The 21780-nt window shown below is 49.1% G+C and carries 25 protein-coding genes and 1 pseudogene; 10 read left to right on the top strand and 16 right to left on the bottom strand.

All coding sequences use genetic code 11. The features are described 5' to 3' along the window. The first annotated feature begins 89 nt into the window (after window positions 1–89). From FY206_RS05510 to FY206_RS05480, 7 genes are all read left to right on the top strand, one after another. A complete protein-coding gene (locus FY206_RS05510) occupies window positions 90–452 on the top strand; it encodes a hypothetical protein (RefSeq protein ID WP_223826472.1) in 363 nt (120 codons plus the stop codon). A gap of 63 nt (window positions 453–515) precedes the next feature. Continuing rightward, complete coding sequence (locus FY206_RS05505) at window positions 516–1436, top strand: class I SAM-dependent methyltransferase (protein WP_023303136.1); 921 nt, start codon at window positions 516–518, stop codon at window positions 1434–1436. Between the two features lie 53 nt (window positions 1437–1489). Then, window positions 1490–2248 (top strand): hypothetical protein, encoded by a 759-nt coding sequence (locus FY206_RS05500; protein WP_023303135.1) that lies wholly within the window; start codon window positions 1490–1492, stop codon window positions 2246–2248. Window positions 2249–2483: 235 nt separating this feature from the next. Then, window positions 2484–3770 (top strand): MFS transporter, encoded by a 1287-nt coding sequence (ncrA, locus tag FY206_RS05495; RefSeq protein ID WP_023303134.1) that lies wholly within the window; start codon window positions 2484–2486, stop codon window positions 3768–3770. A 104-nt stretch (window positions 3771–3874) separates the two neighbouring features. Continuing rightward, window positions 3875–4144 carry a metal-sensing transcriptional repressor gene (locus FY206_RS05490; protein ID WP_023303133.1) on the top strand — a complete coding sequence of 90 codons (270 nt, stop codon included), beginning with the start codon at window positions 3875–3877 and terminating at the stop codon, window positions 4142–4144. 12 nt (window positions 4145–4156) lie between these two features. Continuing rightward, the gene (locus FY206_RS05485; RefSeq protein WP_023303132.1) at window positions 4157–5293 is read left to right on the top strand and encodes a nickel/cobalt efflux protein RcnA; all 1137 of its coding nucleotides are present in this window, start codon (window positions 4157–4159) and stop codon (window positions 5291–5293) included. A gap of 162 nt (window positions 5294–5455) precedes the next feature. Continuing rightward, window positions 5456–5896, top strand: coding sequence for a YgiW/YdeI family stress tolerance OB fold protein (locus tag FY206_RS05480; RefSeq protein WP_135702047.1), 441 nt, complete (start codon window positions 5456–5458; stop codon window positions 5894–5896). 140 nt (window positions 5897–6036) lie between these two features. Here FY206_RS05480 and arsR read toward each other — a convergent pair. Further along, window positions 6037–6291, bottom strand: a pseudogene (gene arsR, locus FY206_RS05475) (As(III)-sensing metalloregulatory transcriptional repressor ArsR); the annotation flags it as partial. An 85-nt stretch (window positions 6292–6376) separates the two neighbouring features. Between arsR and FY206_RS05470 the strand changes: the two are divergent. The 3 genes from FY206_RS05470 to FY206_RS05460 are packed head-to-tail and all read left to right on the top strand — an operon-like array spanning window position 6377 to window position 9284. Further along, window positions 6377–7324 (top strand): ABC-three component system protein, encoded by a 948-nt coding sequence (locus FY206_RS05470; protein WP_077064325.1) that lies wholly within the window; start codon window positions 6377–6379, stop codon window positions 7322–7324. Next, window positions 7287–7580 (top strand): ABC-three component system middle component 6, encoded by a 294-nt coding sequence (locus FY206_RS25805; protein ID WP_023303129.1) that lies wholly within the window; start codon window positions 7287–7289, stop codon window positions 7578–7580. Before FY206_RS05470 ends, FY206_RS25805 begins: the two co-directional genes overlap by 38 nt. Further along, a complete protein-coding gene (locus FY206_RS05460) occupies window positions 7581–9284 on the top strand; it encodes a DUF2326 domain-containing protein (protein WP_023303128.1) in 1704 nt (567 codons plus the stop codon). It abuts the gene before it with no gap. A 75-nt stretch (window positions 9285–9359) separates the two neighbouring features. Here the strand turns inward: FY206_RS05460 and FY206_RS05455 are convergent, their stop codons facing one another. From FY206_RS05455 to FY206_RS25525, 15 genes are all read right to left on the bottom strand, one after another. Then, complete coding sequence (locus FY206_RS05455) at window positions 9360–10295, bottom strand: hypothetical protein (RefSeq protein WP_023303127.1); 936 nt, start codon at window positions 10293–10295, stop codon at window positions 9360–9362. 225 nt (window positions 10296–10520) lie between these two features. Then, window positions 10521–11726: a tyrosine-type recombinase/integrase gene (locus FY206_RS05450; RefSeq protein ID WP_077064282.1), complete on the bottom strand. Its 1206-nt coding sequence runs from the start codon at window positions 11724–11726 to the stop codon at window positions 10521–10523. Between the two features lie 347 nt (window positions 11727–12073). Further along, window positions 12074–12664: a tail fiber assembly protein gene (locus tag FY206_RS05445; RefSeq protein ID WP_077064283.1), complete on the bottom strand. Its 591-nt coding sequence runs from the start codon at window positions 12662–12664 to the stop codon at window positions 12074–12076. Continuing rightward, the gene (locus tag FY206_RS05440; protein ID WP_243144151.1) at window positions 12664–13803 is read right to left on the bottom strand and encodes a phage tail protein; all 1140 of its coding nucleotides are present in this window, start codon (window positions 13801–13803) and stop codon (window positions 12664–12666) included. Before FY206_RS05440 ends, FY206_RS05445 begins: the two co-directional genes overlap by 1 nt. Further along, window positions 13785–14465 carry a baseplate wedge 1 family protein gene (locus FY206_RS05435; protein WP_077064284.1) on the bottom strand — a complete coding sequence of 227 codons (681 nt, stop codon included), beginning with the start codon at window positions 14463–14465 and terminating at the stop codon, window positions 13785–13787. Before FY206_RS05435 ends, FY206_RS05440 begins: the two co-directional genes overlap by 19 nt. After that, window positions 14462–15661 (bottom strand): baseplate J/gp47 family protein, encoded by a 1200-nt coding sequence (locus FY206_RS05430; RefSeq protein ID WP_077064285.1) that lies wholly within the window; start codon window positions 15659–15661, stop codon window positions 14462–14464. The genes FY206_RS05435 and FY206_RS05430 overlap by 4 nt, the downstream gene beginning before the upstream one ends. Next, window positions 15662–16015 carry a contractile injection system sheath initiator gene (locus FY206_RS05425; protein ID WP_016239889.1) on the bottom strand — a complete coding sequence of 118 codons (354 nt, stop codon included), beginning with the start codon at window positions 16013–16015 and terminating at the stop codon, window positions 15662–15664. Next, window positions 16015–16755 carry a phage baseplate assembly protein V gene (locus FY206_RS05420; RefSeq protein WP_077064327.1) on the bottom strand — a complete coding sequence of 247 codons (741 nt, stop codon included), beginning with the start codon at window positions 16753–16755 and terminating at the stop codon, window positions 16015–16017. The genes FY206_RS05425 and FY206_RS05420 overlap by 1 nt, the downstream gene beginning before the upstream one ends. Before the next feature lie 34 nt (window positions 16756–16789). Then, window positions 16790–17227 carry a hypothetical protein gene (locus FY206_RS05415; RefSeq protein WP_131825683.1) on the bottom strand — a complete coding sequence of 146 codons (438 nt, stop codon included), beginning with the start codon at window positions 17225–17227 and terminating at the stop codon, window positions 16790–16792. Beyond that, window positions 17227–17595 carry a hypothetical protein gene (locus tag FY206_RS05410; protein WP_059365109.1) on the bottom strand — a complete coding sequence of 123 codons (369 nt, stop codon included), beginning with the start codon at window positions 17593–17595 and terminating at the stop codon, window positions 17227–17229. The genes FY206_RS05415 and FY206_RS05410 overlap by 1 nt, the downstream gene beginning before the upstream one ends. Next, window positions 17595–18659: a hypothetical protein gene (locus FY206_RS05405; RefSeq protein WP_077064286.1), complete on the bottom strand. Its 1065-nt coding sequence runs from the start codon at window positions 18657–18659 to the stop codon at window positions 17595–17597. Before FY206_RS05405 ends, FY206_RS05410 begins: the two co-directional genes overlap by 1 nt. Before the next feature lie 2 nt (window positions 18660–18661). Next, a complete protein-coding gene (locus tag FY206_RS05400) occupies window positions 18662–18967 on the bottom strand; it encodes a phage baseplate plug family protein (RefSeq protein ID WP_001160174.1) in 306 nt (101 codons plus the stop codon). Window position 18968: 1 nt separating this feature from the next. Further along, window positions 18969–19571 (bottom strand): phage baseplate protein, encoded by a 603-nt coding sequence (locus FY206_RS05395; RefSeq protein ID WP_077064287.1) that lies wholly within the window; start codon window positions 19569–19571, stop codon window positions 18969–18971. Beyond that, window positions 19571–21652 (bottom strand): transglycosylase SLT domain-containing protein, encoded by a 2082-nt coding sequence (locus FY206_RS05390; protein WP_077064288.1) that lies wholly within the window; start codon window positions 21650–21652, stop codon window positions 19571–19573. The genes FY206_RS05395 and FY206_RS05390 overlap by 1 nt, the downstream gene beginning before the upstream one ends. Then, window positions 21642–21770, bottom strand: a complete 129-nt coding sequence (locus tag FY206_RS25525) for a DUF6889 family protein (RefSeq protein WP_085980100.1) — start codon at window positions 21768–21770, stop codon at window positions 21642–21644. The genes FY206_RS05390 and FY206_RS25525 overlap by 11 nt, the downstream gene beginning before the upstream one ends. Window positions 21771–21780: the final 10 nt, after the last annotated feature.

The raw sequence follows: 21780 nt of genomic DNA, 5'->3' as shown, positions 1-21780 counted from the left end.
TCCAGCCTCTTACATCCCCCCCAGGGGGATGCTAATATTTTTAAACCGTTGTCACTGTCCATTGAGAGAAGCACTCAGCGATGTACCTGATGTTTAAACGTTCACCCCGTTATATTCTGATGATTGTCATCATGGCCGTTGGCATGATGATGTCGTCGATGGGCACGTTTGCGTCACACGGTACCAACGGCCTGACAGGTTACGAGATGAATCTGCATGATGCAGAAGTCACCATGACAGTGCAGGATCACTCCCACGACTCGGATATCCCTCAGTCTGGTCACGCAGGCCATCATCAGACAGACCATTTCCATGAAACCCCTCAGCAGCCGCCCTCTGTGGAGATCACCCTCTCTCCTATAGCAGACAGATGGTTGCCGCTCGCCGATCTTCGCAGCCCGGTTAAGGCTACGGACATAATTTACCGCCCTCCAAGCACCCGCAAGATCTGATCGCTGTTGCCGGTAGCAGTTTGCTGCCTGGCGTTTACCAACTTCAGATTTAGCGGAGAAGCTATGTACACAGACTCCATACAGGCGCGTCGTGAGATTGCGCGTAATTTTACTGAACTTAATTATCGCATTAACCCTCTGCACTGGCAGACACTGTGCATGGGCGTGAATCGCGATCTCCAGGCCAAAAAACTGCGTCCGAACGTCCCTGTTCCTTCGCGGCGTAAGGTCATTCCGTTCCTGAAAATGATGCACAAAGAAACGGGTTCGATGCTGAAAGCTATTCTTGCTTTTGGTTTCGATGGTCCCTGGACCTCCAGCGGTGGTTCTTTTCGTCTGGCGCGAGAAATTGGGTTCGACATTGCCCACCATGCGAAAAATATTCACCACAAAAACGGTACCGTCACCTTCCTTGAAATTGGTGCTGCCTGGGCAGGTTTTCGTGCTGAAGAAGCGACCAGCCATCAGGCGACGATTTCCGGGCTTGCCCAGAGTTTCAGGGAGCAGCTTGGGGAGAGTGCATTCCTGCATTTCACCAATCTCACGCCATGGCACGAATCGCTGCCAAAGGGGGTGACTGAGCATCCCTACGTGACGGCAGCCGGTCTCTGCGCACTGGAAAATCGCGGCGTTCAGGCCGGTGGGGTCGATATTATTTATTCCCAGGCCGCAGCCTATTTCGAGCAGGACTACACAACGTTCCTTCGCAGCGCAGCCCGTCTGCTGAAAGGGGATGGCGTCTTAATCTTCAACCATGATCCTGTTCTGGCGAGCGCGATGGATGAAGTCGCGTGGGAGCACGGACTGCGGCTGGTCAGACGTAAGCAAATGGGCGGAATGAATGGCGCGATTGCCCGTTATCACCGGCTTCGTTCATCCCCAGTGAGTCAAATGGTTTTCCCCGGCGTAAACCGGGAACAGGACGATGAAGTGGTCTGTGAATCACTGGTTATGTCGGCACTTCGTCGCAGCGTGGAGGTGTAACGCCCGATATGTTGACGCGCAGACATTTTCTCACCACCACAGGAGCGTTGCTGATGACAACATTACTGCCGGGGGAAACCCTGGCAGCCTCTCTGGCCGAAAAAGTCAGTGATACATGGCAAAGAATTATTGCTCGCCGCACTGCTAAGGAGACGATAACGCCGGGCTGGATTTTGCAGTCGCTCGGGCTTCAGCCGGGCTCAACGGAACTGCGGAGAGCCATTTTTGAACTGGTCAGGCGCGTGCCCTATCAGCTTGGGTCATGGAATAACCAAAGCATGAGCCTGTTTGAGCAGGGTTTTGGCGACTGTCGTCATAAAGCCGCCGCGGCCGAACGATTGCTGGTTGCCGGTGGGATTACGGCGAAGAGAAAACTGGTGCAGTTTGACTGGGCTGATTTACCCGTTCCTCCGGAAATACTGGCTATTTTGCCGCAAACCCAGGGATTTCATGACACAGTAACTTTTGAGTTAAACGGGAAAACCTGCCTGTTTGATGCCACCTGGGATATCGCCCTGCGCGGCGCGGGCTTCCCGGTGATGCCTTCCTGGGATGGCAACTCTGATACCTGGTCGGTGACCTCCCGGATGTCGACGCAGCAAACCGTACAGATGCCACAGCCCGGTCAGGATATTTACAGCGCTAACCAGATGAGCTGGCCTCAGCGCGAGAAAACCATGGCCTTCAATCAGGCGCTGAATAGCTGGCTGGACGACGTTCGGGCTAACCGTGATGACTGGTGCACCATCGTCCATAGCGATGTTGAAGCCACGCGGCTGAGTCTGAAAACCTGCCTGGGACTTCTGAGTTAACACCTTTCTCGTCAGAAGGGGCTTCGCAAGGAAGCGGTGATAACACCTTCGACACTCTTTATGCTGCTTCAGGTATAACGCTGGGATACCTGAAGCTTTTTTTATTCTAAATATCAGATGATTGGTCAACTTCCTATCCTCCCCACCAGGATAATGCTTGTCATTTTTTTCAGGTCGCTCTATGCTTTCAATATCCCCCCCAGGGGGATATAAATTTAAGCCAAGAGAATTCCTGATGCTCAATATTCTATCTAATCGTACCTATCGCCACCTGTTTATGGCACAGGTTATCGCCCTTATCGGCACCGGTCTGGCGACCGTCGCGCTGGGTCTGTTAGCTTATGATCTCGCCGGAGACAGGGCCGGTGCTGTGCTGGGTACCGCGCTGGCGATCAAGATGAGCGCCTATATTCTGGTTGCGCCGGTGGCGGCAGCCTTTGCCGACAAATTCCCGCGTCGCACTATGCTGGTGACGTTGGATCTGGTTCGCGCTCTGGTGGCTATTGCGCTGCCGTTCGTCACCCAGATCTGGGAAATCTATATTCTGATCTTCGTACTTCAGTCTGCCTCGGCGGCGTTCACGCCAACCTTCCAGGCAACTATCCCGGATATTCTTCCTGACGAACGCGAATATACGCGGGCGCTGTCTTTGTCGCGTCTGGCCTACGATCTGGAAAGCGTTATCAGCCCAATGCTGGCGGCGGCGCTGCTGACGGTCATGAGCTTCCACAATCTGTTTGCCGGGACGGCGGTCGGGTTCCTCGCCTCTGCGGCTTTGGTTGTTTCCGTCACATTACCAAAGATGAAAGCGTTAACGGTTAAACGCAGCATCTATGACAAAACGACGCGAGGCATGCGTATCTTCCTGAAAACACCAAGACTGCGTGGCCTGCTGGCACTCAACATGGCCGTAGCAGCGGCGAGCGCGATGGTTATCGTCAACACCGTTGTTCTGGTTCAGGCTGATTTTGGTTTCTCACAGCGATCTACCGCCATTGCTCTGGCCTTCTTCGGTGTGGGTTCCATGGTGTCGGCGCTGGTTCTCCCAAAACTCCTCGACAAAATGAGCGACCGCATGCCGATGCTTGTGGGGACCGCGCTTTTAGTGATTGGACTTGGGCTGGGTATTTTCCTGAAGGATTACGTCACGCTGGTTGTGCTGTGGGCGCTGCTGGGTGTGGGCTATTCGCTTTCTCAGACGCCAAGTGGTCGCCTGCTGCGCCGCTCATCAACGGCTGAAGACAGACCTGCGCTGTTTGCTGCCCAGTTTGCACTGTCGCATTCCTGCTGGCTGGTCACTTATCCGCTGGCCGGGTGGGTAGGTGCCACATGGGGAACACAGGCTTCGTTTGTCGCCCTGACTATTGTGGCCGTGCTGTCGCTGCTTGCCGCCGTACTGATCTGGCGTCCTGAGCATGAAGCTTACGCTCAGATTCACCGTCATACCGATTCAGACACAACCCATGAGCATGATTTCGTCATCGACGATGAACATCCGTCATGGCCGAAGAAAGATAAGTAATTAACCCAAAAAGACAAAGAATCAGGAGAGGATAAGCCGATAAAAAGTGTGACCCTGGCGTTGATACACATTATCTTATCCCCTCCACCTGGAGAGGATAAATCATGACCGTTCACGCATCACACCCTGACATTATTAAAAGACTTAAACGTGCCGCAGGGCACCTGAAAAGTACCATCCAGATGCTCGAAGATGAAAGAGCCTGTCTGGATATCGCCCAGCAACTGCACGCAGTGGAAAAGGCGATAACGAATGCGAAGCGTACCTTAATTCATGACCATCTGGATCACTGCCTGGAGGACGCCCTTCATGCCGACCACAGTGAGTCTGATAACACGCTTAGCGAATTTAAAGAGATAACTAAATATCTTTAAGGCAAGCGAAACATGACTGATTTTTCTGCTCTTTTACAGCAAGGCGTGGCGAATGCCTGGCTGTTCATCCCCAGTGCGATCCTGCTGGGTGCGCTTCACGGACTGGAGCCGGGACACTCCAAAACGATGATGGCCGCGTTTATTGTGGCTATCAGGGGAACGGTGAAACAAGCCGTATTACTGGGGCTTGCCGCGACCATTTCTCATACGTCTGTGGTCTGGCTCATTGCTATGGGCGGGATGTACATCAGTCAGAAATTCACCGCCGAGTCCGCTGAACCCTGGTTCCAGCTGATTTCAGCCATCATCATTCTTGTCACGGCGGCATGGATGTTCTGGCGCACCTGGCGCGGTGAAAAACTGTGGAAAATGGAGCAGGAAGAGGAACATGGCCACGGCCATCACGAACATGACGAAACCCGCATAATCGATACCGGCCACGGCAGCGTTGAACTCTCTATTTTCGAGGAAGGGCAACCGCCTCACTGGCGTTTACGCACACTCAGCGGCAGGAAATGGGAAGCCAGCAATATCTCTGTGGCCACAAGGCGGGGGACTGGAACGTATTCTCAGGTTTTCGACTTCGTTGAAAAAGACGGGTTTATGGAATCAGTCCTGGCAATCCCTGAGCCACACAGTTTCGATGTGCGCCTGTCTTTAGGCCATCGTGGGCATGTACACGATTATGATGTGGAGTTTCGCGAGCATGAGCACGGTCACGACCATGACCACTCCGCGCTGGAGGGGCTGGATGTTAATTCCCGCGAATACCAGGACGCTCACGAAAAAGCCCATGCTAACGACATCAAAAAACGTTTTGCCAATCGCAGCGTAACCACAGGGCAGATTATCCTGTTTGGGCTAACCGGTGGACTCATTCCTTGCCCGGCGGCCATCACCGTTCTGCTGCTGTGCATCCAGGTGAAGGAATTTACGCTCGGCGCTGCACTGGTACTGTGTTTCAGTATCGGCCTGGCGATTACGCTGGTTTCTGTGGGTGCAGCGGCGGCGTTTAGCGTTCGCCAGGCAACCAAACGCTGGAGCGGTCTGGATACTCTGGCACGCCGAGCCCCATACTTCTCAAGCGTACTGATTGCCCTTGTCGGCATTTACATGGGCTACCATGGCTGGATCGGCGTTACCCGCTGATTTTCTCTTGTAAAAGCCACATGCCTGAACCCACCGACCGGTGGGTTTTTTTATCTCTGAAGCCTGTCACATTTTTATCCCCCCGCAGGGGATAGCAATTGAGCTTTTATAGACGCTCATTTATGATTAAGTTATCCCCCCTGGGAGGATGTGAAATCATAAATGGAACCTGCTATGCAAAAACAATACTTCAGTCATATTCGTCGCCAGTTCGTCAACGTCACCGGCGTATTGCTCGCTTCATCCATCGCCATTCCAGCCCTGGCAGCGCAAGGCGGTTTCTCCGCAGAGAAAGATCCAGTCGCCACTGAGCGCATGTATGCCGGTCATAAGGTTCAGCAGGAAAACAGTCAAAGCCGCATTCAGGCCGTGTCGTCAATGCACGAAGGGGCGTGGATCACGCTGGAAGGCAATGTCATCAGCCAGCAGCAGGAAGAGTGGTACACCTTCCGCGATCCAACCGGAACCATCAAAGTTCGTATTCCGCAGAAAGTCTGGAACGGGCAGCACTTCGATGCGCAGGATCTGGTGCGGGTGAGCGGGCAGATAAGCCGTGAGAATGGCACCACGAGCGTTAATGTTGAAGTGATTAAAAAGCCTTAATGTGAAGAGTCATTAGAACTGTGAGTTCAACGGGTCGATGGAACGCTATCTTTATAGCAGCATATGCCAGTTCAAATACCATTAACGCTTTCATTCTAATACCTCACATTTGAATAAACACATATGTACAGGCAAATTTTTTAAATACAAACAGCCTTACTGCTACCCGAGCAGTTTGCTGATGCCAGCTTACGGGCGATGGCCTGTACGTCGTCCTGTTGGCTTAACCAAGCCTGCTCAATTACCTGAGCAGCCCAAGAAGAAATATGCGGAGATAAGCGGTAGTGAACCCACTTGCCCTGCTTGCGATCCAGCAATAGGCCACTTTCCCGAAGCATCGCCAGATGACGAGAGATCTTAGGCTGCGACTGTTCCAGCGCCGTGCAAAGTGAAATCATCTCCAATTTTGCTAATCATAGGTTTACAACAATGAATGAGAGGATATTATCACTAAGAGTGTTCATCATGGATGAGAGGAAAATGAGTTCGACACAGCAAGATTACCTCTACAGACAGTTCTTTCGGTTAAAAGTACACGAATGTATGGGAGACAGTTTTCAGGCGCTCTTTTCGAAGGTTATGCAATACGCAACTCCTGGCTTTCAAGCTGTTTCCCCTTGGGGAAACTGGGGAGATGGCGGGAATGATGGGTGGATTGCTCATGAAGCTCATTACTTCCAAATTTATGGGCCTAAACCTTCAAATCAAACCAAAGAGCTAGAAGCTGTTAATAAATCGATTGGCGACTTTGATAAATTAGTCGCCAAATGGGGGAAAGTATCAAAATATACTTTTGTAATGAATGATTATTTTAAGGGTATTCCAGCACCTGTTGGACTTTCATTAAATTCGCTTGCAATCAGTAAAAGTCTTAATCACGCAGGTGCAATGGGCGGGATGGAGCTCCTTCAAAAATTTATGTCATTATCTGAGGGTGAAAAGCAAGATATTGTAGGTTTCATTCCTGAGGTTGATTTGGATTTTACAGATAGTCGAGCTGTTGGCGAAGTGTTGACTTTTTTAGCACAAAAATCTTCTTCACCCATAAATTTTTTAAGTGAAACCGCCCCGGACTTCGAAGATAAAATAAAAATAAATGGTATTACAAAACCAATAAAGAGCAGGCTGGAATCTTTTAGTTATCAACTATATTTGATAAATGAATTTTTAGATTCTGTTGATAGCGGTCTTGAACAAACTATAGCTCAAGAAGTTAAAGAAACTTATGCAAAAAGCAAATTGGCGATAACTGAAGATAACCACAATTATGCAGATTTAAGATACACTTGGATGATAGATAAACTCCTTCCCCCTCAAGTTACCACAAGTGCGGTCGCGAGTTATCGATTTGCAGCAGAGTTAATTTTAGCTAAATATTTTGAGACATGTGATGCTTATGAACATCCAAGCAATGCTTCTGCCACATAAGCATGTTAGGTTTAGTAACTCCCTAATTGCGATTGCAGGATACACCCGTTCGTTAATTGATGGACCGGTATCCATAGAAGAACTATGGACAAAAGTAGAGCGAAAAAATAAATCAACGATAATCACGCCCTCTTTTACACAATTTATGCTTGCCGTAGACATTCTTTTTTGCATCAAACAAATAATGCTAGATAACGAAAACAGAATAATGCCAATATGCAGCATTGATGACAAATTACAAAATAAGGAAAGTTAAATGAAGTTAATTCGCTTAACTTGCGATCAGCCAACCTTTCATCCAGTGCATTTCAATGACACAGGGCTAACGTTGATTATTGGTGATAGCTCTAAAGAAAAAGAAGGCAGTAGTAACGGAGTCGGCAAGACACTTATTCTCGGCCTCGTTCAACATTGCTTAGGCGCTAATGCTGATAAAAAATTAACTTCAGCAGTTCCAGATTGGTGGTTCTCGTTACTTTTTTCTCATAATGGAGTTGAATACTTAATATCTAGAACGGGAAATGGGAAAAAATTATTATTAAATGACAAAACAATATCTCTAAAAGCATTTAAAGATCTATTAGACAAAATAGGGATATTTAATCTTGAGAATAACATTCCGTATTTATCATTTAGATCTTTATTTAAGCGTTTTTCGCGATATACCAGAGATGACTGCATCAGTCCAACTAGGACAAAAAAGGAGCAAGACTTTGAAGCATTGCTTCGCACCGCATTTCTTCTCGGCATAGATCATAATTTAATATTATCCAAAAGAAATAATAAGCAAGAACTGGATAAAGTAAGTCAATCCCTAAAAAATTGGCAAGACGATGATATTCTTAAAGACATGTTTAGAGCAGGCTCTCAACCTAAAGTACGCTATGAATGGCTAGAAAGAGAGATCCCAAGACTGCAAGATGAACTTAATACATTTCAAGTTCACGAGCAATACAGAGCTATTGAGAATGAAACAAACAGTTTAACTATAAAATTACGAGAAGTTGAAAAAAATAAAAATATAGCTGAATTTAAAGTTAGTAATATAGAAAAAACTTTATTATCACACCCTGATATTTCAAGAGAAGATCTTCTTGAACTGTACAATGGCTTACAAGAGATTTTCAAGCCAGAAACATTGGCCCATTTTGAGTCAGTTGAAAATTTTCACAAATCATTATCTTTTAACAGAAAGAAAAGACTTGAAAATGATAAAATAAAACTTTTGTTAGAAATTGAATCTCTTAAAATTGACATTAATGATATTTCGGCATTACGTGATTCATATTTGGAATCCCTGCAAGGCAAGAAAGCATTTGATGAATACGCAGTCATAGCGAGACAACTGGCTGAATTTAAAGAAGAAAAAGAAAGGCTGCATGATTATTTAAATTTCTCTATTAACCTTCAAAAGAAAGCTCAAAATCTAAGAGAAAGAAAAGTTGAACAAGACAGATTAGCGGTGAACTATGCTTCTACAAATCCTCTTTCAGAATATGATAAATTTTTTGCTGAACTCGCAGAAATAATGTACCCGAGGGTACCAGCAGGAATAGTTTTAGATGTTAATACTGGTGACAACAAAATCCGTTATGATCTAAGCATCCAAATCGAGGGTGATGATTCGGATGGGATCAATGATGCTAGGATATTATGCTTTGACTGGTTAGTATTTACATGTGGCGAAAACCATGCCATGGATATGCTATGGCATGATAATCGTCTTTTTGCCGATATAGATCCAGGTGTTCGCGCAAGATGGTTCTCTTTTGTCAATCAGTCATTAAAACGAAGCGGAAAGCAATATATAGCATCTTTAAATACTGAAAACTTTAATGCTATGGAAACAACTTTATCTGAAATCGAAATGTTAGAACTGAAATCAAAAATTGTCCTTACTCTTCGTGGTGATAAAGCAGAGAATAAACTTCTCGGCATTCAATTTGGAAGTAAAAAGTAATCCTCAGGCAGGCACTGCCTGCCGAGTATCAGTTGCTTGCTCGTTATCGGTAGCAGTATTAACCGACCTCGAGACTCAAAATTCACTCTCATCTTTTTTCTGTAATGCCACACCAAGGCTATCAAACAATTTTTCTCCAAGAGCTTGTGCGTGATCCAGCAACATTTCTAAATCTTGTTCGGTGATCACTACCGAATTACCTTCTTTATCTTTTCCGCCACGATGGACTAAATGATTACGCTTTTGTGTAGCTATTTCTATCGCATCTATTGGCCACTCTTTATGTACATTAATATCAAATGTAGCTTTATAACGACCTACAACTTTGTTTGTACTATGCCAACTTGCACTAATCAGATGTTCTTTGATTGCTTTAATCAATTCCGCCCTCATGTTTTCAATAGATTCTCCTTTGAATGGCAAAGCCAATATTTCTTTACTTACCTTAAATTCCGTCTTACCTTTTTCTATGAAATCTTTAAGGTATGAGTCATTTTTATCTATGGAGTTAATAAACAACTCAACATAAAGAGTTTCCAAAGCTGTAATGACGTTAATGTATAAGATGCTAAGCAGATGTTCTTTTTGCTTATCTTTAAATTCGCCTTTAGCCAGCATTTTTATTCCATCAATGCTTTCAACGAACTTAGAAAAGGGTTGTTCGGAAGATGTAACAGCATCGTACAAGTCTTCGTCGTACCAATCATTAATATTATTTGAATTACCTGACCACTCGTAGCACTGTTCTTGTAAATCATTAACTAGTTCTTGGATATAATCAAATTTCACGTACCCTTCAAACATCGCTTGCAACTCTTCACTTGCTTCGTATGGGCCACCATAAATGTAAGCATATCCGCCTTCACGGGATTCATACGGACAAGAGTTTGCGGGATCTTCGAAATTTTCAAAAAACCAATTCCGCATAACTTCAAGTTGATTTGCTTTACTTATATATTGCAGAGATTCGAGCGGGACTTTTTTACCATTAACATTAAAGACAACTTTCACGATACAACGCCTCTTTGAAAAAGTTATAACATTTTGACTCACTCCTCAGTGACTAACATAGCATGATTTTCATCTCTAACCTCCGCAGATCTTCACATCCTACGGTACAACAAAAAATTTGCGTAAAGCATTAACTTCGAAGGCAAAAAATAAACTCACGTTGGTTCAGCCTCTTCGATGAGAAGAGGCTCTACTTGCCCCTTACCACTCTATCAAGCAATCAAGCTAATAGCTGCATAAGCTAGGGGTTAGCTGGAATTTGCCTACTTGACCGATGAAATCTGCATACCACTGCATCATCTCCCTTCGCCCTTCTAGATACAACGCATGGTTATACGTCCCTCGAATCGCGTTCTTATCAACATGCGCAAGCTGGGTTTCGATCCATGCCGTATTGAACCCTTCCTCGTGCAAAATCGTACTCATCGTGTGACGGAAACCATGCCCCGTTACCTTCCCCGTATACCCAATCCGTTTGAATACCTGATTAATACTCGCTTCGCTCATCGACTTGCGGGGATCATTACGCCCTGGGAACACCAGCGGATATTGCCCTGACATAACTTTGAGTTGCTGTACGATTTCCAGCGCTTGGGTAGAGAGAGGCACAAGATGGGGCCGCTTCATTTTCATTCGTTCGGCAGGAATTTCCCACACCGCTTTTTCAAGATCAAACTCACTCCAGAAAGCACCTCGGAGCTCACCGGTGCGTACTCCCGTAAGAATCAGCAGACGTGCTGCAAGAACAACTAACGGGCTTCCTGTATAGCCTGCGAGAGCTTTAAAGAAGTCTGGTAACTCCTCAACAGTAAGGAAGGGATAATGCTTCGATTCATGCCCTGACATCGCGCTGGTTAGATCCGCTGCAGGATTGTATTCCGCACGACCGGTGACGATGGCGTAACGAAAAACTTCGCTGCAGCGCTGGCGAACCTTCTTGGCCTTCTCTGTCGCGCCACGGTTTTCCATTCGACGTAGCACTTTCAGCAGAACCAAAGGTTTGATATCATTCACCGGCTGCTGGCCGATATAGGGGAAAATATCTTTATTGAAGGCTTCGATAATGTCAGAAGCATACCCTTCTGACCATCGGCTCACCTTCGTTCCGTGCCATTCAAGCGCCACTGCCTGAAACGTATTATTGAGCTGGACATCGCGAACCAACTTTTCTTCTTTCTTAGCAAACGATGGATCGATACCCTCGGCCAGTTTTTTCTTGGCTTCATCTCGTAGTGCCCTCGCTTGTGCAAGGGACACTGCTGGATAGACACCAAAAGCCATACGCTTCTCTTTTCCATTGAAGCGATACTTCATCCGCCAATATCTGGAACCAGAGGGAACAACCTCAAGATACAAGCCAGCACCATCTGCCAGCTTGTAGGCCTTCTCTCTGGGTTTAGCGGCGTCTACCTGCCGTGCATTTAGCTTCATTGGGGGCATCTCCCTGGACCGAACACAGAATGCCCCCACTTATGCCCCCAACTGTAACTTGATTCCGGTTGAGTCCAGTTGATAACAGGAGATAAGATACGGGCTAGAAACCGCATTATACGGGCTTTAAGTTGATTTCGGTAGACTTGAGAAGAGTTTGAAATGGTGCCGATAATAGGAGTCGAACCTACGACCTTCGCATTACGAATTAGTAGAATCACATTTAACTAGCTGTTTTGCATACACATTGCCGCATTCACATCAGGCAACTCAATGGCACATGATGTAAGAAAGAGGAAGGCGATTTACCATGTATGACACAAATCTGGCACATCGCCAAAATGAGATTAAGCCGCTGGTGGCGTCGGCCAGGTGATATCCGGCGCTTTCGACGTGTCCACCGCCTGTACCGCTTTGATGTAGTTCATCCAGGCGATCAGGCTGGCTTTATCTTCATCGCTGATAATGCCTAACTGTAGCTCAGTCTGCCAGAAGCTGATTGTCTCTTTTGCTTCTGTCAGCAATGCGGCCTTTTGCTGATCCGCAGCTTTAACATCAGCTGCGTGCTGAGCATCAGTATCCGTTACCCACTTCTCACCATCCCATTTATCATACGGGCCTGAAGGCTCGGTGGTAGTGTAACCATCATGTACAGAGCCAATATAATCAATGGTGGATTTCATTCCATCAGTGGTTGAGTAAACAATCTCGCCCCTGTGGTCTTCTTCCTGACTCCAGGTTACATTTTTATATACGGCTACTTTTCCCGCAACTTCATCACCGGGGTCAATGTCTGTTGAATGCCCAGGCATGCTTACACCAGGGTTAATGTATTCATCAGACCAGCCGGTATATTCCCCGGTATCGGGATCGTAATAAAAACAGCGAATTTCGCCCGGTTCTGTAGCCAGACCATTTTTATCAAAAACAGGTTTCATTATTTTGCCCTTACTAACAGGTTAAATGCGATGTTGCGGGGACGGTTTTCTGCGGCGGTGCGGTTAACTTTTGAAGAGTCAAAATAGATATTTTTTTGGTTGAAGTCGCTTGCTTGACCCGCAGTTAAACCAGTTGGAATCAGTTGCGTCATTTCAAATGCACCAGACGCCGATGCGTTCACACCCATTGCCACATCTACAAACTGACCTGTAATTGCCTGCTGAGCATCACCCTGGGCGCTTAAAAGTGTCCTTCCGCCGTCAACACCGCGTCCATCATCCCAAATACGCACGAACTCCCCACGTGACTCGGTTAATTTCAGGCCTGGCCAAACTAACGCAAGTTTTGGATAAGTAGCTGCGGAGAACGTCGCCCCGTTAAACTTCAAAAACACCATGTCAGACCATTCAGGCATGACGGTGTTAGGCATAGCAGCAGACGGCCAGAAGAAAGGAATGCCGATTGGCGGCAGACCAGCAGATAGGCCGAGATTATCGCGTGCGCCCGCTGTCGTAGCGTCCCCAGTACCTCCCCGGTTAATGGGCAAAGGTATGCCATTCCCGCTTTCGTCCTGCGCACCCCAGTCTCCATTATTAGCAATAACTAAATACTTACTATCATCCGGGGAATGAACGCTCGAGAACGCGTTGGCAACAGAAGATGGTGAAGAAACGAAAGCCTGCAAACTGAGGTAACTAATAAGAGAAGTCAGGTCTGTCTGCCCGATAATATCGCGCCCTACTGAAGTAAGATCCGTCTGTGATACAGTGTCCGTCCCTGTGAAATACGGAAGCTTGTTAGCTCCTGTAGCGAGGCCGGCAAGTGCTGTCAGTGTTGCATCAAGCGCCTGGAAATCCTTACCGAACGCGGTTGTCATTTTAGTAATGAACCCATTCAAATCAGCATCATCAAGCACATCCTGCCCACTTTTGTTGGCGGTGTACTGCGCCAGCGCTGACGCGATAAAGCTGGCCTGCCGAATTGCTTTATTTACTTCTGCGCTGGCTGCCTTACCTGCGGTGAAACCAGAGAGCAGGGCCGGAAGCGCTTCCCAGTCAGCCTGGGCCATCACGTTAGCATTTGCTGCTGTCGCGAAAGATTTAAAGTCATTTTTAGCCATTACAGTAATTTCCCCCATGCGCCATCATCTAATCCGGCGATATATTCATTTTCCATGTCGAAACCAAAGAATTTAGTGCCTTCTGAGGGTGTTTCTACCGAAGGCGTTTCAATGTCACCGGCCCATACGCCAGCTGCTTTAATGGTGAGATAGCCCTGTTTGATGGCGGCGATCAGTTCGAGAGACACATCAGAAATGTCAGTCTCGGGAAATACCCAGACCGAGATCGTCATGTCCTGGTTATCGACGATTTGCATCTTGAGGCCAGAGCCAGCAGTTGCAGCGTCAAGGATGGGTGGCAGCGAATCATTGCGGCCATCCCAGTTGTTGATAGCGATTTTTGCCTTAAGAACGATGCGATAGGTTGTATCGCTCAGCGTGGTATATCCTGCATCTGGATCATACGGGCCTTGCCATACGCCCTGGTCATATCCGAGCCCGTCAGTGTCCCAGCTGAAATAAACGCCGCTTATCGGCTGGCCGACGATGCGACTGCGGCCAATCCAGAGGCCGAGCGTATCGAGTTGGACGCCGACAGCGGTATCAATATCGAATGCGCTTACCAGCCTCCAGGTGGCACCAGTGATATCAATCAGTGGCCGCGTGCTCAGGTCGATGTGATCAAAGTATTTCGGTTTTGTGGCATGGTAGTTGGTGATTAAGTCCGTGTACTTGCTCATGACGTCACCGTTAGAACAATGTTTTCGGGTTTACACGACGCGGATTCGTTGTAGGCGATAATGATGTTTGCCGCCGCTACGCTACCGGCTGATTTTCCAATCAGCAGCTCCTGTATGTCGTAGTAGCGCGCATTGCCGCCACTCACTACGCCGAGGTTCGCCGGAGAATAAATCCTGCTCAGCAGCACATCGTCGCCGATGGTCAGCCCGTTGATATAATCCGCGACGGCCTGCTGAATCTGTACGCCAATTTGCGACGTGTAGCCCGTAAAGGCTTTCAGGGTGATATGCCCATAAATCGGGACATCAGTAGACCGCGAAAAGCTGATCACATGTGGATTGCCGTAGGTGTCCGGTACAGTTACAGAGGTTGTCCCGTAAGTTGCCGTTCCCTGCCCTTTGTTCCCCCGGATTGTCTGGGCTATCTCGGTAACATCACCTCCATCAACGATGGCGGAAATGGAATGAGGCGGCAGCCCGTTGCTGTCGGTTGTGCCAGTATCATTCTCGTAGAGCTTGTGACGTGTCACGCCTGCAACGTTGGCGATCGCACCGTCGACACCTTCAAACGGTGTGAGTGATGGCAGAGCGACGCTTTGCCCCTGCCTGATGCGTAGTTCTGCGTCGGTTTCAGCAGGTGAACCGACTGTAGCCGCAGCTGGGTTTGTAACTGATACCCAGCCGCGAGTCGGTGTGTTAATGGTGGTGATTGTCCCGGCTAAAGCCGCAACAGAACCACCATTCGCACATGTAGCCGTCACCAGCACAGTACCATCAACGCCGATCGCTACACTCGCGGGAAAATTCCAGATAATGCCGTTTTTATCCCGTGCGGAGCCATTTGTGATAGTCGTGCCTGCTGCACCGGTCAACAGCAGATCGGCAGTAGAGTTTGTTGCGACTTTTCGCGTGATCCCGTTAATTTTCACATTGCTGCTAAGCGCTGCGGCCTGCGCTGTCGTCGGTGAAAACGAGTTATAGATCTCGATAGCGGTATTGTTAGCGTCATGCACGGCAAGAGCCACCAGCGCAACCATTTGCCCATCTTTGCTGTCTGGTTCGAGGTAGGCATCACTACCGTAAATCTGCCTGAAATAGCTGGTCAGTGTATCAAGGATTGTCTGGTAATCAGGCGCACTAATCCCCTGGGCGGTTACCGTTGCCGATAGCCCCAGCGTGTCGAGGTTCAAAGCCATTTATGCCTCGCTTGTTACAGTCGTCTGGCCGTAGATTGTGTCAATGGAGGAAGTGAAGGTGACGCGGCGGCTGGTGCCGTCATAATTGGTATCGAAGGAAAGAATCGACAGAACGCCCGGCGTGTCCTGTATGCGTTCGCGTATAGCCAGGATATAGACGTCAGATCGCTGTTTACCAAGCACTGACTGAACATACGGCGTTCCTTCCGTCAGATCGAGAAACCACTGACCGCGCCACAGCTCAAACCGAGTTTTTACGGCCTGGGCGACACACTCCGGACTGTCGATAAGGAAGGTGTCATCACCCTGCCCGAAAGTGTAATCGCCGTCAGCATCTTCGCGACGGTATCGCATTATTGCGGCCCCCCAGTAGTTCCCCCGCCAGTTTGTACTCCACCATGTTTATGCGTGGCGACACTGACACCAGAAGCTTTTACGTCATTTGTTACCGTCACCGGCCCAAGCATCGTCGCAGTACCGCCACTTTCACCCATTCCCTGAGACAGGTTGCCGTTAATCGTTACGTTGCCGTTCAGCGTTATGGTCGGGGATGTAATTGTCGTTCCACCCTCAGCCGTAGCCGTAAGCTGGCCTAGTGTTTTAACGGTGATGTTATGTCCTGCTGCGACCTCTACGAACGCCGCGCCATCATCGGTGCGCAGTTGCGCGGCGCTGGTACTGATACCGATGATTTTCTGTGCCTGAGACTGCGGGCCAACGATGGCGAACGCATCAGATAAATCATGCTGGCGCGGGTCGACGGTCTCCTGAACGCCGCCGCTCTGCCACCAGAAATCGATGCAACGGTCGGCAAAGATCAGCAGGCACTCATCGCCCTCTTTAACTGGGAAGGTCAGCGTGCAACCGCCACCGCGCGGGAAGATGACCGGCACATCCACCAGCGGTTTTAATTCGGTGGAGCCATCGCCAACAACACCGCGAAGCGCCACCTCTACAGTGCAGGTAACAGCGTCAGGATCGAACGACTGAATGATGCCAGGCATCGCTACGCGCATCTGGGTAGACACCGAATCGGCAATGGCCTGCGCGGTCTGCTGCTCACCGCCAATCTGTGATTGAGTTGGAATTGGCATAAAAACCCCATAAAAAAACCCGCTCAGTTGCGGGTTATAATTTTGCTTCTGGATAACATCTACAGCGACCATCAGGACAACACTTTCCCTCCCCGGGATGACCACTTTTAGGCGGCTTACTCCACGAAAATGTTTTCCCATTATTTTTAGCGCATTCTGCACACTCGTCACCATCCTCGCAGGAGCGCCAAATATAACGTTTAATACCCAAGCGAGATTGCTTTATCCTCTCTGCCTCGGAGTGACGACGGCTGTTTTCGGCGAGGTGTTCAGCATAGCGCGCGTTATCCTTCTCAATTTCTTCTTTACTTCGACGCCTCCCATTTGCTGGCTTTGATTTTTGGTAAGCAACCCGTTTATTTCGATTGTATGATTTAATAATTGCGTCTTCATTTCTGCGCTTTTTAAATTTTAAATATTTAACAAATGCAAAAGCAATTACGAATAAAATAATAATATATGCAGGTTCCATTATTTAACCTTTACGCAATCATAAGTTGCATATTGTCTTGGTGCGTCCATGCTGGCTTGCAGCCACTGAGCATTGAGGATAGCTTTTCCGTTTCGCTTGATGTACTCAAGACCAACCCATCTCCCCGGTTGGTTTGTGGCCATACGCCAATCCATTTTTATATTATCGTAGTCTTCTTTTTGTTTCAGAAATGTCAATTTCTGATACTCGGGCTTTGCTCCATTTATGCGAGGAAAGCCGTCATTAGTACCACTCGTTGAGAAAGTGAAATCACCGCACTTCATATAGACTTTTCCTGCTGCATTTGCACCAGCAACAGCTGTTAAGCAAATTAAGCCAGAAAATATTCCTGAGATTATCCTTTTCATTAGGCACCCGTTTTCATCAAAGTCGAATCATTAATCAGGGTAGAAGCTCCACGCGCAAAACACATTAAATCCATGTACCACGCCTGACCTCTGGTGTCGCCAGTATAGTCGATAGCTTTGACGATATAAACGCCATCTGTCGCAATGCTGGCAGCCTGTGACGTAGTGCCTGTGAGCACGCGGTTGCCGTTCTCTTCCGTTTCAGTGATGCGCCCGGGCGACTGCGCTATCTCACTATTACCGAGTGCGGTACGGTACACCGAAGCCTGATCGAGCTGGATAAGGCCATTAATGCGGATGTTGGGGTTTATCAGACACCGCACGTTTACGCCGCCGCCCATCGTCTGTTGTGGCATACCGATCAGACCAGTATCGGCATTCAGCACAATGGCTTCGTGAATGTATTTGTCCTCCGGCACCATCTGAACCTGACCATCCACCAGTTGCCATGTCGCTTTACACTGCGCAGCAATGTTATCCATCACATTACGGGTGGATGAATAAATCGCGCGGCCACGAGGAAACACGGTATCAGGAAAGTCGCCGGTAATGCCCTGCGTCACGCCGAACGCGTTGAAATCCTGCATCGTCGCCCGATGCAGGTCGGCAACAGTATAACCGGCTGCAAGCGTGGTGATGGTAGTCGCGTAAAGGAACGCTTCGTGGTCACCAATGGCCTGAATAAGTACCCAGGAATCCGTAATGTTGTCCTTCCCGGTGACGGTGAAGCGAATATCACCGTCAAAGATCAGGCCGTAGTTCTGACCATTCACCTGCCCTATCTGGTCTGGTGAAATCTCACGGGCGACACCAACCTGGCTCGCATCAACATCCGGCGCTATGCCGTCATACCCGGCAATAATGCGAATTTTGGCAAACTCCTGCCCAAGGATCTTATTAGTAGTGGTGGGTGAAAGGTTATAGACTTTCACGTTAGCCACGCGCGGCCAGCGCGTGTCTGCCCACTCGATCTGGAACGTGACCTTAAAGTCAGACAGGGAAACGCCCTGCCCGTTCTGGTCCAACAGTTGCAGCTCAAAATGGCGCATCCAGTTAAGTGACATTTCTACTCCTGTACGAAAATGAGGTGGCTGTATGTGCCGAGGTTGGTTTTGGTTGGCTCGTCTGGTGCGCCCTTATCGGTCGCCACCACCAGCGCGCCATCAATGCCAAGCTGTGGATATTGTCGTAATAGGTTCACGCCGGTCAGGAGAGGTACGCCAGAAAGAAGCGCAGCGCCGCCGCTATCCATCACGTCCATGATCCAGCCAGCCGCATCGCGCCAGATGATCCTGAGCGTATACGTGGTATTGCCCAGCAAAACGCGGAACTGCTGATTGTCAGGAGAAAGCGGTATTTCGTTAAACTGCATATCATCCCCCGAATGCTGATGTAACGCTTCCGCCCAGCTGGCTCAGCAATGATTCGTTTGGTGGTGTAGTGGATTTCGTCCCGGAATTTTGCACCGCCGATGTGCTGACGCCATCCTGCATATCTGATTTATCAGCAACGCTAACGCTCTGCGTTTGCGACATGATCACTTCACGCAGGGTAAGCGTGCAGTTCAGCACGTTCTCGCTGGTTTTGTCCGTTGTCACTTCGATGGCGCGCACCAGCATATTGCTGTACACCCGCTTTCCGGTCACTACATCGAACGGCACCCGAGAGGACTGGAGATCCAGCAGTTGCTGATAGATCTCTTTCGGGCTCAGTCCGGCACTGAGGCCGATTGAAGATGTATCAATGAAGTCCAGCAACGAACCGCCCCCAGCGAAGCCGCATTCCATTGTGACTTCGCTGGGGCGCTTATAGGCATGATCGGCGATGAAACCCGAGGCGCTATTCGTTGTTGGCTTCTCCACCGGATGCTCAGTAATTTCGAGCGCATCAGAATGCTTTTCGGAGACGACCACGCTGGGGATCAGCAGGCCAATTCGCCGGGATTGCTGGCGAAAAATCGCTGATAAAATATCCATTATCTCGGTCCTGCGGGGAGTTGCTGGGTTAACTGTGAATTCACGCCCTTTTGACGGTCAACAGTCAAACGGGCAGCCTCGCGCGGATCGGAAACGCCGTGGATGTTAATATTCGTTTCCTGCTGAATCACCGGGGCGCTGGTGGGCATATTGCTCATTACTTTCGGAATGTAGTTGCGCGTTTCCTGCGGCATTAGCCCCATTCCATAACGCTGAACGTTGCCGATCCCCCAGTTATAAGATGCCAGTGCTTTGCTAAGGTCTCCTCCGTTCTGCCGCAACAGCTGGCTGAGGTACTTAGCGGCTGCCTGAGCTGACTTTTCCGGGTCGAATACATCATTCCCACGCAGGCCCATGTCGCGCGCCGTGCCATCCATAAACTGAAACAGTCCTTTCGCGCCTGCGCCGGACATGGCGAACTGGTTACCACCCGACTCGGTGATCGCCACGCTTTTCAACAGGCCAGCTGGCAGCTGATAAAGCGACTCCAGTTTATTGAACATTGGCCCCATCCAGTCGAGCAATACCTTGCCCTGGGCTGTCGCCTGAGGTCGCTTAACAGACTGCGCTCGCTGCTCTGGCTCCAGTCCCATATCCTGAATTTTTCGCTGGATTTGCTCATCAGTGAAAAAGTCTTTGCCGGGGTTTTCCTTTCTCAGCGCCTCATATGCCTGCTGCCTTTCAGGTACGATATTGCTACCTATACCGCCAATCGACGCCATTTCTTCGCTGGTGGTCGGCGTATTGTTGGCAGGAATGAACATAAGCAACCAGGGATTCTTGATTGCCAGCTGCGCGATCCCCTGCGCCAGCTTACCCAACCCACCAATAGAGCCGCCAATTGCCTTACCGAGGCCCATAAATCCGGCGACAAGTCGCCCGATCCCCGTGAGCATGGAGACCAGCTTCGCACCGGCCAGAAAGCCAAACAGGATGGTGAGCGTATTTTTCCAGCCGCCCAGGTTGTCCTTGAGCTCCAGAAACTTATCGCGTAACCATTTAAATACCTTTTTTGCCTGCTCAATCTCTGGCTGCCACTTAGACCAGTCAATCAGGCTTTTACCGCCCTCTTTCCACGTCTGGTAATCGTCATAGAGTAATCCGATCGCCAGAATCAACGTGGTGATCAGGCCGATAGGGGATTTCAGAAATGCAGCATTGAGCAAACGCCAGGCGATGAGGATTGCGCCGATGGTCATCAGGAACTTTTTGCTGCCATCGTCCAGCTTTTTCCACCATTCAATGACAGAACCAGCAGCCTGTATCACCCGCCACGCCATTCGTGTGAAGGCGTTTGCAAGCCAGATCACGCCCTTAATAACTTTTGTCAGCGTCTCTTCAATCTTCGGGAAATTGTCGAGGATGCGCCGCCGCAGGCTGTCCAGCGAACCAGCCAGACCACCAGCGAGATTTGAGCCGATCTTGTCCCGCATAATGCCGAACAGCGACGTAAGCCCGCGCATGGAGGTCATGAATTTGTTGGACTGAACAGCCGCTTTATCAGCGTTGAAACCCGTCTTTTGCAGCATCGACTGGTAATCGGCGGTAAAGCCATTCATGCCGCGCCGCATCGCCATCAGCGTGTTTTCATCGATGCCGAGCATCTGCGCGTATTGCTTCGCGCGGTAATACGGCATGTTGTTGAGCTTTTGCCCAACGCCAGTAAAAATGGCCGCAGTATCACGCATCTTTCCGCTGGCATCACGGGTCTGGACACCCAGACGGTTCAGAAACCCTTCCGCCCCCGGATTGCTACGCATGAAACCGGCCAGCCCTTCGAGGGAGGACATGGCCGACTCAGCGCTGGCACCGCTTTGCGATGCGGCATAGCCCAGCGCTTTGATGCCCTGGACGCTGGCCCCCGTCCGTTGGGATGCCCAGTAAATTTTATCCAGACCATTCGCGATCTGGGTGGTAAATCCGACAATGCTCAGCGCTGCGCCTTCCACCACCGCGCCGACCTTCAGAACGTTCGCGGTAACGCCTTTCAGCACGGCTTCAAACTTATTAGCGCCAGCCTGATCGATATCGAATCCCAGCGAAACAAGGAAATCTTTAATCGTATCTGCGTTACCGCTCATTGGCCGCTCTCCATTTATCTACCCGGGCGTCGTTATCCTCGCGCATGTCGAGGTAGTCATTGAGAAGCGCGATGCGGCAGAGGTCTACCGCACCGCTGTTAAGGTCTTTCTGGTCAATATGGAAGGCA

The organism is Enterobacter chengduensis, assembly GCF_001984825.2.
GTDB classification, from domain to species: Bacteria; Pseudomonadota; Gammaproteobacteria; order Enterobacterales; family Enterobacteriaceae; genus Enterobacter; species Enterobacter chengduensis.
This window is presented reverse-complemented; position numbering and strand designations above follow the sequence as displayed.

Bases quoted from the DNA above. Each gene is read 5' to 3' on its own strand.
- FY206_RS05505 (WP_023303136.1), top strand. From the start codon at position 516: ATGTACACAGACTCCATACAGGCGCGTCGTGAGATTGCGCGTAATTTT.
- FY206_RS25805 (WP_023303129.1), top strand. From the start codon at position 7,287: ATGCTTATGAACATCCAAGCAATGCTTCTGCCACATAAGCATGTTAGG.
- FY206_RS05480 (WP_135702047.1), top strand. From the start codon at position 5,456: ATGGAACCTGCTATGCAAAAACAATACTTCAGTCATATTCGTCGCCAG.
- FY206_RS05440 (WP_243144151.1), bottom strand. From the start codon at position 13,803: ATGGGGGAAATTACTGTAATGGCTAAAAATGACTTTAAATCTTTCGCG.
- FY206_RS05500 (WP_023303135.1), top strand. From the start codon at position 1,490: ATGACAACATTACTGCCGGGGGAAACCCTGGCAGCCTCTCTGGCCGAA.
- FY206_RS05460 (WP_023303128.1), top strand. From the start codon at position 7,581: ATGAAGTTAATTCGCTTAACTTGCGATCAGCCAACCTTTCATCCAGTG.
- FY206_RS05425 (WP_016239889.1), bottom strand. From the start codon at position 16,015: ATGCGATACCGTCGCGAAGATGCTGACGGCGATTACACTTTCGGGCAG.
- FY206_RS05410 (WP_059365109.1), bottom strand. From the start codon at position 17,595: ATGAAAAGGATAATCTCAGGAATATTTTCTGGCTTAATTTGCTTAACA.
- FY206_RS05435 (WP_077064284.1), bottom strand. From the start codon at position 14,465: ATGAGCAAGTACACGGACTTAATCACCAACTACCATGCCACAAAACCG.
- FY206_RS05470 (WP_077064325.1), top strand. From the start codon at position 6,377: ATGAGTTCGACACAGCAAGATTACCTCTACAGACAGTTCTTTCGGTTA.
- FY206_RS05395 (WP_077064287.1), bottom strand. From the start codon at position 19,571: ATGGATATTTTATCAGCGATTTTTCGCCAGCAATCCCGGCGAATTGGC.
- FY206_RS05405 (WP_077064286.1), bottom strand. From the start codon at position 18,659: ATGTCACTTAACTGGATGCGCCATTTTGAGCTGCAACTGTTGGACCAG.
- FY206_RS05390 (WP_077064288.1), bottom strand. From the start codon at position 21,652: ATGAGCGGTAACGCAGATACGATTAAAGATTTCCTTGTTTCGCTGGGA.
- ncrA (WP_023303134.1), top strand. From the start codon at position 2,484: ATGCTCAATATTCTATCTAATCGTACCTATCGCCACCTGTTTATGGCA.
- FY206_RS05415 (WP_131825683.1), bottom strand. From the start codon at position 17,227: ATGGAACCTGCATATATTATTATTTTATTCGTAATTGCTTTTGCATTT.
- FY206_RS05450 (WP_077064282.1), bottom strand. From the start codon at position 11,726: ATGAAGCTAAATGCACGGCAGGTAGACGCCGCTAAACCCAGAGAGAAG.
- FY206_RS05400 (WP_001160174.1), bottom strand. From the start codon at position 18,967: ATGCAGTTTAACGAAATACCGCTTTCTCCTGACAATCAGCAGTTCCGC.
- FY206_RS05430 (WP_077064285.1), bottom strand. From the start codon at position 15,661: ATGGCTTTGAACCTCGACACGCTGGGGCTATCGGCAACGGTAACCGCC.
- FY206_RS05420 (WP_077064327.1), bottom strand. From the start codon at position 16,755: ATGCCAATTCCAACTCAATCACAGATTGGCGGTGAGCAGCAGACCGCG.
- FY206_RS05490 (WP_023303133.1), top strand. From the start codon at position 3,875: ATGACCGTTCACGCATCACACCCTGACATTATTAAAAGACTTAAACGT.
- FY206_RS05445 (WP_077064283.1), bottom strand. From the start codon at position 12,664: ATGAAACCTGTTTTTGATAAAAATGGTCTGGCTACAGAACCGGGCGAA.
- FY206_RS05510 (WP_223826472.1), top strand. From the start codon at position 90: ATGTTTAAACGTTCACCCCGTTATATTCTGATGATTGTCATCATGGCC.
- FY206_RS05485 (WP_023303132.1), top strand. From the start codon at position 4,157: ATGACTGATTTTTCTGCTCTTTTACAGCAAGGCGTGGCGAATGCCTGG.